Origin of the sequence: Chamaesiphon sp. VAR_69_metabat_338 (assembly GCF_031423935.1) — a bacterium.
Lineage (GTDB): Bacteria > Cyanobacteriota > Cyanobacteriia > Cyanobacteriales > Chamaesiphonaceae > Chamaesiphon.
Genome location: NZ_JANPGM010000497.1, coordinates 1 through 9,381, shown reverse-complemented (window position 1 = coordinate 9,381; position 9,381 = coordinate 1). Strand labels below are relative to the sequence as shown.

The following is a 9,381-nucleotide window of genomic DNA, read 5'->3' as shown; positions in this document are numbered from 1 at the left end:
GGCACCTACACTCGCAGCGGCGGCTTGCATGGCCGAGATGCCTGGAGCGATCTGAAGATCGATCGTCTGCCATTCTGGTTTGGCTTCTTTATCCAAAACTTCTAGAACGGCAGATGCCATCGCAAAGATCCCTGGATCGCCGGAGGAGACGACAACGACATTTTTACCACTGGCGGCTAGATCCAAGGCTAACCTGGATCGATCGAGTTCGACCCGATTGTCGGAGCCGTGGCACTGTTTACCGACACTCAAATCTTTGACTAAATCTAAGTAGGTGTGATAGCCGACTAAATCGGTTGCTGCGAGAATCGTCTGACGCACTTGCGGGGATAGCCATTGTGCCGAGCCAGGGCCGGTACCGACTACCGTGAGTTTACCCTGCGCTTGGCCGATCGAGTGCGGATCGATAGGCTCGATCGCGCTGAAGATTGTCAAGTTGGCATCGCGACTAATAACGGTAAAATCGGACTGCCATTGGCTGGATTCTGCGAAACGAATCGGGAGATTTAAGTGCTGGCTAATTCTGGCAATTGCCGCTCCTGCACTGCTTTTGGGTAGAACGATACAGGCGATCGCCTGGAGAGCCAAATCGGCGGTAGCCAGTCGCGCGGCAATTACTTCCAGCCACTCTGGCACTGTAAATTGCGACGGTCGATCGATCGCCACAATTAGGCTAGTCGGATGATAAACCAACCGCGTGGGATTGCCAGAAATTGCGCGGGTTGTCACGACGATTTCCCGTTCGCCAGCAGCCACAAACGGAATCTCACTGGCGAGCAGCCACGGTGCCGAGCCAGCCAAGCTGACGCTCACCCCCGCAATTAGATCGGCGATAAAGGCTTTGACATGTTCCCGATTGGCTAAATAATAGCCAGCAGGCGGATTTGGCAATACGGTATTAAACTGAATTTTGCCAGTAGTAGTAATCGCCGGACGTACATTTAAAGCAGTAGCAATTGTTTCTGCCAGTTCGTTGACTCCTGTCATCCCACCCAACAGCGGCACCACCGCACTCCCATCGGCAGCTACAGCAACTACCGGCGGTTCCGTCTTGGTATCGGTCAACATTGGTGCCAGCGTCCGAATCAAAATCCCCGCCGCACAAAACCCAATTATCGGCACGCCGTCGCGATACAATTGGCGCACGGTATCACCAAAATTGGTAAAACTCACATCGACATCTGTCGTTCGCCCAGCCAACCCGTAGATTTTTGCCCCTGGTATAACTGTTATCGATCTCCGCGCAGTGGGTACGCTAAGTTGATTGAGAACGATCGCAATGGGCGTGGGTCGAGCGAGCATGATTTAACAAATGACGGTCTTCCTTATCTTATCTCTGGATGTTTGCGTGTCTCGATCGATTGATAAAATATTAATACGCCAAAGACTTTGTGGTAGCCAGATTGCCTCTTTCCATTCCATCGAGATCTCGATCGTGAAGTACCGTTTTTTCCTGCTGTCTTGATTTGCTAAACCGTCGGGACACCCGACGAGCGCAAATCGCTCCCCGCTCCCCGCTTTTTAAATCGATTATCATCTGCCCCTTTTAGCTATGCTACAGCTCGCTCGCAAAAAGATTCTATACGTCATTACTAAAGCTGAATTAGGTGGTGCCCAAGCCCATGTATACGATCTGATGAACTCGCTCCATCGAGATTATGAGGTACATTTGGCTGTCGGTGCGGCGGGAGTACTCACTGAAAAAGCGATCGATTTGGGGATTAAAGTCCATATCATTGACAATTTAAAGCGCAGTATTAACCCCACCAGCGATCTCAAATCGATCCAGCAATGTATTGCAATTATTAAACTCATTCAACCAGATTTAGTGCATTGTCACAGTAGTAAAGCTGGCGTAGTCGCCCGAATTGCTGCCTGGAGATGTCGGGTACCAGTTATTTTCACGGCACATGGTTGGGGTTTCGATCCGCGATCGCCACTGATTCAGCGCAATATTGCTTTGGGAGTTGAAAAAATCCTCGCACCAATTTCTACTAAAGTTATTTGTGTTTCCGAAAGCGATCGCCAGTTAGCAATTGCGCTGAAAGTTACATCACCAGAATTAGCCGTAACTATTCATAATGGCATCGAGAATAAACCGATCGCGACAGCGGCACCCGAACGCCAACCGCCGAAATTAATCATGGTCGCCAGATTCAATCGCGCCCAAAAAGATCAGCAGACATTAATGCAAGCGATCGCCAAACTAAAAGAGCCAGTCGAGCTACTTTTAGTCGGTACTGGCCCCGATTGGGAAGCAAGTAAAACGATCGCCAAAGATTTAGGTATTACCGATCGCGTTTCGTTCTTGGGCGATCGATTAGATGTACCAGAGTTGTTAGCCAATTCGCAGATTTTTGTCTTGAGTACGCATTATGAAGGCGCGCCGATTAGTATTCTAGAAGCAATGCGTTGCGGCTTGCCAATTATTGCGACCAATGTAAATGGAATTCCCGAACAAGTTGCCGATGGCGAAACTGGTTTACTCGTCCCCCATCAAGATGTCGATGCGTTGACTGCGGCTATTGCTAATCTAATTAAAAATCCAGATCTTCGCCAACAAATGGGTGTAGCTGGAAAACATAAGTTTGCTAAAGAATTTACGGTCGAACAAATGGCTGAGAAAACTGAATTACTCTATCGATCTTGCTTGAAGCCTAACGATCGACTGTAAACTAAAAATTGCACCATCATCTGTTTCAGATCGCTCGATTAATCCCCGCCTACTCAATGACACGATCGCATTCCCAACATCTGCGGGTGACATTTCTAGCGACTCGATAATTTTAGAGATTGTTACTGGTATAGTCTCACTAGCTATAGATCGAATCACTTCTCGCTCTACTGGTGATAATCGAGCGAATTGATGAGTCAGCGATAATTTAATATCTTCAGTTAGGAATAACTCTGTATATTTACAAAATTCACCAACTCTACCACCAAATAACTTATTAATCGCGATCGATACCGATTCTAAATAGGCCGGATTTCCACCGAGGTATTCGATCGCATAATCCCATCGCTCCTCATCACTCAAACCCCTAGCTCTAAATATTTCCCTACCACCATCGCCCAATCCACCCAGTGCTAAAGCATGAATCGAGCTATTAGTCCCAACTAATACAGCCATTTCGCTCGGCTCTTCACGGCTCAATAACAATAGACAGCTTTGATGATTCATCTCCCAAATCCGTCTGAATAATTCCCGATACTCTCGATATTCGTCCGTATAATTACCTGCTAATTCACCACTACTGAAGAGTCGATCGAGATCGTCTAAAACTATCAAGCAACGATGCTCTCGAAAATGTTCTAGCAGCAGGGATAACCTAGCTTCTAAATCTAATGGTGGTTCTGGTAAAGCCTCGATATTGAGTGACGCGATGAGATTGCGATCGATAAATTCCACCACAGAACGCTGACAGCCTAAACTCTGCCAAACGATCTCCTCGAATTCATCTTTAATATCTTCTACTAATTGTCTGGCTAGAGCAGTTTTGCCAATGCCAGCAGTACCGGAGATGACGATGGAGCGACATTTTTCTGTGAGTATCCAGTTTTTGAGCGAGTTTAGTTCTTGAGTTCGATCGTAGATAGTTACGAGATCTGGAATGGTTTTTAAATACTGTGGTGTGTTGGTTTTAGCTGCTTGTTGAAGACTGTGATTTGGGTGATGATTTAATGTGACTTCAGAGCAGATATTCACAAGTGATATCTGTTCTACAAATGATGATGAAATATTTTTAGATTGATGGCGTTCGATAGTAGATTTGAAATTTGCCTTCTTTACTTGTTCGCCTACAGCCTCAGAGATAGCCTTCCACAAGCCAGCAGCAACATCATTAACGTGAGATTGCTCACAGTAGTTATCATTGGCTATCTGTGAATATTTTTTGCCCTGACAGACACCTTCAATAATCGATCGTTCCAAGTCGTTGAGATGCTTGTTGCGCGACGTAAAGACTAGATTGTCAGCTATTTTCAGAGCTTCGGCAATATCCATAGTGAGGCGGTAGACTACATCGATCCTATTTTATCCTACTTTTCTGTAGCTAAACCCATTACTTTTTTTCCGGATCTAGTCAGATATTTTATGTCGTGTTTTCAGATCACAGGTTGGTAACTGCCTATTTTTTCCTATGGACGATCGATTTTAGGCTAGATATGCTTGTGATTACTGAAGAAAGAAGCTAGTCTTCCGACCTTAGTTTTAAAGATTATAACCCTAATCACAATGTAATTATGCGATGTATTGCTACTCTGACCACTTTATCTCTCAGCCTTGGTATCCTGAGCATTGCTAACTTGCCTGCAAATGCCAAAACCATATCATCAGCTCCTACGAATGTTAATAACGTCTCTCCCTCTTCTCAATTAATCGCTGGTAGTGCTAGTCGTGCAAAACTACGTGATTTTTTAAGTCGTTTTGGTCGGTCAGTTGATATCCAACGACTAGATACATCTGAATATCCTGGCCAATGTGTCAGCCTAGTCGCTCGTTATTTGCAAGAAGAATATCTTGGTGGTTCAAACCAAGCACTATATCTAGGAAATGGTGGCGATGTGGCACGTAATGTTGCAAATCAATTCTCCAATCACTTCAGCAATATCGAAGATCCTGCCGATCCAATTCCTGGTGCGATTATGTCTTTCCCTCAGATTGGCGGAGGTTATGGACATGTTGCGATAGTGCTTAACGCTAGAAGAATCAACGGACAATTGCAAGTAATAATTGTTGATTCTAATGGTGATGGGAAAGCTGGCTATGGTGCTCGAATTCGTGGACGCAGATTAATTATCAATACTGCCAACTTTAGTGCTAATGGCTATGGTAGTGGCATTGTTTGGGTTAATCCCAGAGATTAAAAATAGCCTCTTCCATAATTAAGGTCTATCCGAACACAGCTTTAACACCTAAGTTCTCGCCTGAGTGTGATTAGTCAATCTCTAAAAAGTCAATAACTGTTTCCATTTTACCCGATAACCCCGAATCAAAATATCATGAACAACCAGAACCTAAAACAAAATCTTGTTAAACTTACTGCGATCGTTGTCTTAACGTTACCGACAGTTTTACTCCAAGCACAAACCAGTCAAGCAATTCCCCTTGATGGAATCCTAGATTCTGCGGGGAAAGCCTTCGTACGAGCCTTGTTTAATCTTCCCCCCGAGCCGCCAGAAGCACCAAAAGAAGTGATTACTACAGAAGTGATTGCTACACCTGATAATTCTAACGTAACAGATCCTGGATCTATCTCTACAGATACTACTGATATCGTTATACAAAACTAATAGTTGATACTCTCGATAGATTACCAATGTGCGATCGACAGAGCTAATAAGTAGTAATAAAACTGTTTCTCACTACTTATTAGCTGTTGTTCTATTTTTTAAACAAGAAAACATCATGAAAGATTCCAAAGAAACTTCTTCAAATATATGTAATGATAAATTCTTTCTTCAACTAAAGCATTTGACTGTGTTGTCAGTCACTCTACCAGCACTTTTAGTGCCATTGTTAGCAATAGGAATTTCTTCTATCGGTAAAGCCGAAGAGTTCAAGCCAAAGCAGCTAATTGCTCAATCATGCCGAAACATTGAGATTCGGACGAATGGAAAAAGTAGAACTTTCGGTAGAGGAACGTCGGCAACAGTATGTGGTTATAAATTCAATTTTCAGCGAGATGGTAACTTAGTTCTAACTAACCAATCTGGTCAAGTCCTCTGGGCAACCGGAACAGAAGGACGTGGGCAAATATTAAGCATACAAGCAGACGGAAACTTTGTTGTCTACGGTGGCGGCGGGGCACTTTGGGCAACGAATACATCTGGAAATTATGGAGCCTTCCTTGCTATCCAGACAGATGGGAATCTGGTAATGTACAGAAGCGATGGAAGACAAGCTCTATGGGCAAGCAATACAGACAGTGGGCAATTTCGTACCCGTAATGCATCAGGATGGAGTGGCGGCGGTCAATCTCCAGTACAAGTTTCTCAACCCAGCCAGCGTGAAAGTCAAAGGAAAGTGGCTGCTTTTGTTGGGTTTGCGAATGGACAAAGGGGTATCAGACGATATGACATAAGTGGGTCAGACTATGACGGTCAATGCGTTACTCTAGTTGCACGATACTTGCAAGAACACTATGGCGCATCCCGAAGCAATTTGAGCTTAGATCATGGTCGCGGGACAGCAGCATCGGTAGGTCGCCAATTTTCTAACTCTTTTCTTCCATTAAGCGACCCCAGCGATCCTATTCCTGGATCTATTATCTCTTTTCCTCAAATTGGCGGAGGTTATGGACATGTAGCCTTGGTAGTTAGTTCTCAAAGAAGTGGAGAGAACTTAAATATACAGATTCTTGATTCCAATGGTGATGGTGCAGGCAGTAACTCGGTAGTTACACTACGAAATCTAACTGTTAACACTCGTAGTCTTACCGCTCAAGGCTACGGAGGTAGTATTCAGTGGGTTAATCCAAGAGATTAAAAGCTGACATATCTATGTAAAGCGATCGATTTATCCATAAAGATCGATCGCTTTTGTTTCCTGGATAAATTTTTCCGAAGTAGAAAATTTATAGGTTGGGTAGAGCAAAGCGAAACCCAATTAACTAACACACCAACATTCTAGAAATGTTGGGTTTCATTCTTCAACCCAGCATTTCTAGAATATTTGTCTATCGATCGAGTGAGAGTTGTAAATTTGAATTATATTCAATCTTTTCGTTCGTGTAGCATCCGCTTTGCGGAATCGCATTATGAACTGGATCGATTCGATAGTAGGTCTTTAAAGGTATATCTTTGCGATCGATCTGGGCAGTGACAATAAATTTTTTGGTGTCTCGATCGATCCTCTAGTTTTTTTGCTTCTGCTTAATTCGTTGTAATTTTTGTTGACGGATGAGTTCATCGCATTTAGCTACTAACTCTTCAAGCTGAAGATCTACTTCCTCAAAAGCAAGCCGAGCTTGTCGCAAATTTCCGATTAGTCGCTTGTCGAGTTCTGGATCTGACATTATTTGTCTATTATTCACGATAGTTCTCCTTCATGTCTAATTTCTTGGATACTGCGCTCTAGTGCTGGAATTTTTTGTTGAGTATTTTCAATTGTTCTATTTACTAGCTCTATGATATCAGATGGCACTGGAGGTTGGGCATTAGCGATCCTGCTTTGGAATACCGAAAACCTGGAAAATCGGTCTGTCGCTTGTTCTGCAATACTTTGAAGCTCATCCAAGTAAATTACACTACGATCTGTTTCACCAAAAGATTCAAATAAAGATAGTTCTAATGTTTTAGCCGTATCAATAATTTCTAAGAGTTGCTTTTGAAGATCCCAAATAGTTTGAGCTGTTTCTGGGTTTAATTTGCCCATATCTGTCTTATTTTATTGTACCGTCACAACATATTATAGTATGAACATGGTTGCAGGAATTTGGCAAAATGGCAGTAAAGCAACCCGAAGGTTTCTAATTTTTTAGCAACTATTTCGGCGATAGAAGTGACACTAAGCTAGAGTCAGAGTGCAACCGATCGCAACTTTTAGGTATGACTACTACCACCACCCAAACAACCGACTTCACGGAGATCGATCGAGCCATCACTCGCCTCCACGCACATCGATCGAATTGGGAAAAAACGAGCATTCCCCAACGCATCATCTATCTCCAGGACTGTCTCGATCGAACTCTTGCAGTAGCCGCAGCCTGGACGCTGGCAGCTTGCCAAGCTAAAGGCATCGACCCCGCATCCTCGTTAGCTGGTGAGGAATGGGTGGCGGGGCCGATTTCAACCGTGCGGAATATCCGCCTATTGATGAATACCCTTAAGGCTGGGGGACAACTGGCACCGCCGAAAATATCGCAGCGTGCAAATGGACAGTTTGTCGCGGAAGTATTGCCAGCTAATGCGATCGAGCGACTATTATACCTGGGCTATCGGGCAGAAGTCTGGATGGAGCCTGGAAGCGCACCCACCCAGGGCAAGATTTATCGCGAATCCACTGCTTGCCAAGTAGCTCTCATCCTCGGTGCGGGCAATGTATCATCGATCGTGGCGATGGATGTGCTATCGAAGTTATTTAGCGAAAATCGAGTCGCGATCGTCAAGATGAATCCCGTGAATGCGTATATGGGTGAGTATTTAGCCCAAGCATTCGCGCCATTAGTGCGGGATAGTTTCCTGGAAATTGTCTATGGCGGTGTGGAAGTCGGTAAATATCTGTGCCAACATCCCCAAATCGAGACGATTCATATTACTGGCTCCCACAAAACCCACGACGCGATCGTTTGGGGTGCCACAGAAAGCGATCGACAGGAGCGCAAAGCAGCTAATTCTCCCCAGGTTACCAAACCGATTACCTCCGAACTCGGCTGCGTCACGCCGATTTTAGTCGTCCCTGGCAAATGGTCGCGCTCCGATCTTACCTTCCAAGCCCGTCAAGTTGCCAGCACGATCGCCCACAATGCTAGCTTTAATTGTGTATCGGGACAGGTACTCGTCACGGCATCTGGTTGGGCGCAACAAGCGGAATTTTTAGCCGCCGTCAAACGCGAACTAGCCGCAATTCCCCCGCGTCAAGCCTACTATCCAGGTGCCCAAGATCGCTATCAAGCTTTTCTCGATAGATACCCCCAATCCGAGCCATTGAGCCAGCGTACGCCCGCGATCGTCCCCTGGACGCTAATTCCCGATGTACCGCCCGTAGCGGGCGAATATGCCCTAAATGAGGAGGCATTTTGTGGCGTGTTAGCTGAAGTTTCGATTGAGGCTGACACTGCCCCCGATTTTCTAACTAAAGCTGTCGAATTTGCGAACGATCGCGTTTGGGGGACTCTCTCATGTACGCTGCTAATCGATACTCAGACGCAGAAAAAATATCGTGCAGAATTGGATACAGCGATCGATAGTCTCAAGTATGGCACGATTGGGATAAATATCTGGTCGGGGGCGATCTTCTATTTTGGTTCGACGACTTGGGGTGCTTATCCAGGGAATACACTTGCCGATATCGGTTCGGGGAGTGGTTTCGTCCACAATAGTTATCTATTCGATCGACCGCAGAAGTCGGTGGCGTACGCGCCATTTCGGATTTTTCCGACTCCGGCTTGGTTTGCGACGCATCGGAATTTGTTAGGGATGGCGCGGCAATTGCTGAAGTTTGAAGCCGATCCTAGTTGGCAAAAGCTGCCAGGGGTGGTGTTGGCGGCATTGAGGGGTTAGGGTGTTTGAGGTAGTGCGGTAGATTTAATCTGCCGATCGAAAAGATAATCGATCGAGCTGTTGTCGAGATGAGGGCGTAATTGCGATCGGGAATCGTGACGGTAAACCAGACACGGTATCCAGTGTCGATCGAGAGATAATAGACATATATTATCGATT

At 45.2% G+C, this 9,381-nt stretch carries 10 protein-coding genes; 5 read left to right on the top strand and 5 right to left on the bottom strand.

Annotated features, from left to right (window positions below; translation table 11 throughout):
* On the bottom strand, nucleotides 1-1,302 hold a 1,302-nt coding region (locus RMO84_RS13870; protein WP_310489040.1), incomplete at its 3' end, for a bifunctional cobalt-precorrin 5A hydrolase/precorrin-3B C(17)-methyltransferase.
* A 250-nt stretch (nucleotides 1,303-1,552) separates the two neighbouring features.
* Between RMO84_RS13870 and RMO84_RS13865 the strand changes: the two genes are divergently transcribed.
* Nucleotides 1,553-2,674: a glycosyltransferase family 4 protein gene (locus tag RMO84_RS13865; RefSeq protein ID WP_310489039.1), complete on the top strand. Its 1,122-nt coding sequence runs from the start codon at nucleotides 1,553-1,555 to the stop codon at nucleotides 2,672-2,674.
* Here the strand turns inward: RMO84_RS13865 and RMO84_RS13860 are convergent.
* Complete coding sequence (locus RMO84_RS13860) at nucleotides 2,633-4,003, bottom strand: AAA family ATPase (RefSeq protein WP_310489038.1); 1,371 nt, start codon at nucleotides 4,001-4,003, stop codon at nucleotides 2,633-2,635. The two genes, RMO84_RS13865 and RMO84_RS13860, sit on opposite strands and share 42 nt — an antisense overlap.
* Nucleotides 4,004-4,242: 239 nt before the next feature.
* Between RMO84_RS13860 and RMO84_RS13855 the strand changes: the two genes are divergently transcribed.
* The 3 genes from RMO84_RS13855 (at nucleotide 4,243) to RMO84_RS13845 (ending at nucleotide 6,487) form a co-directional block, all read left to right on the top strand.
* Nucleotides 4,243-4,866, top strand: coding sequence for a CHAP domain-containing protein (locus RMO84_RS13855; protein ID WP_310489037.1), 624 nt, complete (start codon nucleotides 4,243-4,245; stop codon nucleotides 4,864-4,866).
* 135 nt (nucleotides 4,867-5,001) lie between these two features.
* Nucleotides 5,002-5,292 carry a hypothetical protein gene (locus RMO84_RS13850; protein ID WP_310489036.1) on the top strand — a complete coding sequence of 97 codons (291 nt, stop codon included), beginning with the start codon at nucleotides 5,002-5,004 and terminating at the stop codon, nucleotides 5,290-5,292.
* A 115-nt stretch (nucleotides 5,293-5,407) separates the two neighbouring features.
* On the top strand, nucleotides 5,408-6,487 hold the full coding sequence (locus RMO84_RS13845; RefSeq protein WP_310489035.1) for a CHAP domain-containing protein: 1,080 nt from the start codon (nucleotides 5,408-5,410) through the stop codon (nucleotides 6,485-6,487).
* Nucleotides 6,488-6,854: 367 nt separating this feature from the next.
* Here RMO84_RS13845 and RMO84_RS13840 read toward each other — a convergent pair whose 3' ends face one another.
* Both RMO84_RS13840 and RMO84_RS13835 read right to left on the bottom strand, forming a co-directional pair.
* A complete protein-coding gene (locus RMO84_RS13840; protein WP_310489034.1) occupies nucleotides 6,855-7,034 on the bottom strand; it encodes a hypothetical protein in 180 nt (59 codons plus the stop codon).
* Nucleotides 7,031-7,375 (bottom strand): hypothetical protein, encoded by a 345-nt coding sequence (locus tag RMO84_RS13835; protein WP_310489033.1) that lies wholly within the window; start codon nucleotides 7,373-7,375, stop codon nucleotides 7,031-7,033. Before RMO84_RS13835 ends, RMO84_RS13840 begins: the two co-directional genes overlap by 4 nt.
* Before the next feature lie 173 nt (nucleotides 7,376-7,548).
* Here RMO84_RS13835 and RMO84_RS13830 point away from each other — a divergent pair, with 173 nt between their 5' ends.
* Nucleotides 7,549-9,222 carry an aldehyde dehydrogenase family protein gene (locus RMO84_RS13830; protein WP_310489032.1) on the top strand — a complete coding sequence of 558 codons (1,674 nt, stop codon included), beginning with the start codon at nucleotides 7,549-7,551 and terminating at the stop codon, nucleotides 9,220-9,222.
* Here the strand turns inward: RMO84_RS13830 and RMO84_RS13825 are convergent.
* Nucleotides 9,173-9,381: hypothetical protein (locus RMO84_RS13825; RefSeq protein WP_310489031.1), on the bottom strand; the 209-nt coding region annotated here is incomplete at its 5' end. The genes RMO84_RS13830 and RMO84_RS13825 overlap by 50 nt on opposite strands.

Bases quoted from the DNA above. Each gene is read 5' to 3' on its own strand.
- RMO84_RS13865 (WP_310489039.1), top strand. From the start codon at position 1,553: ATGCTACAGCTCGCTCGCAAAAAGATTCTATACGTCATTACTAAAGCT.
- RMO84_RS13860 (WP_310489038.1), bottom strand. From the start codon at position 4,003: ATGGATATTGCCGAAGCTCTGAAAATAGCTGACAATCTAGTCTTTACG.
- RMO84_RS13855 (WP_310489037.1), top strand. From the start codon at position 4,243: ATGCGATGTATTGCTACTCTGACCACTTTATCTCTCAGCCTTGGTATC.
- RMO84_RS13850 (WP_310489036.1), top strand. From the start codon at position 5,002: ATGAACAACCAGAACCTAAAACAAAATCTTGTTAAACTTACTGCGATC.
- RMO84_RS13845 (WP_310489035.1), top strand. From the start codon at position 5,408: ATGAAAGATTCCAAAGAAACTTCTTCAAATATATGTAATGATAAATTC.
- RMO84_RS13835 (WP_310489033.1), bottom strand. From the start codon at position 7,375: ATGGGCAAATTAAACCCAGAAACAGCTCAAACTATTTGGGATCTTCAA.
- RMO84_RS13830 (WP_310489032.1), top strand. From the start codon at position 7,549: ATGACTACTACCACCACCCAAACAACCGACTTCACGGAGATCGATCGA.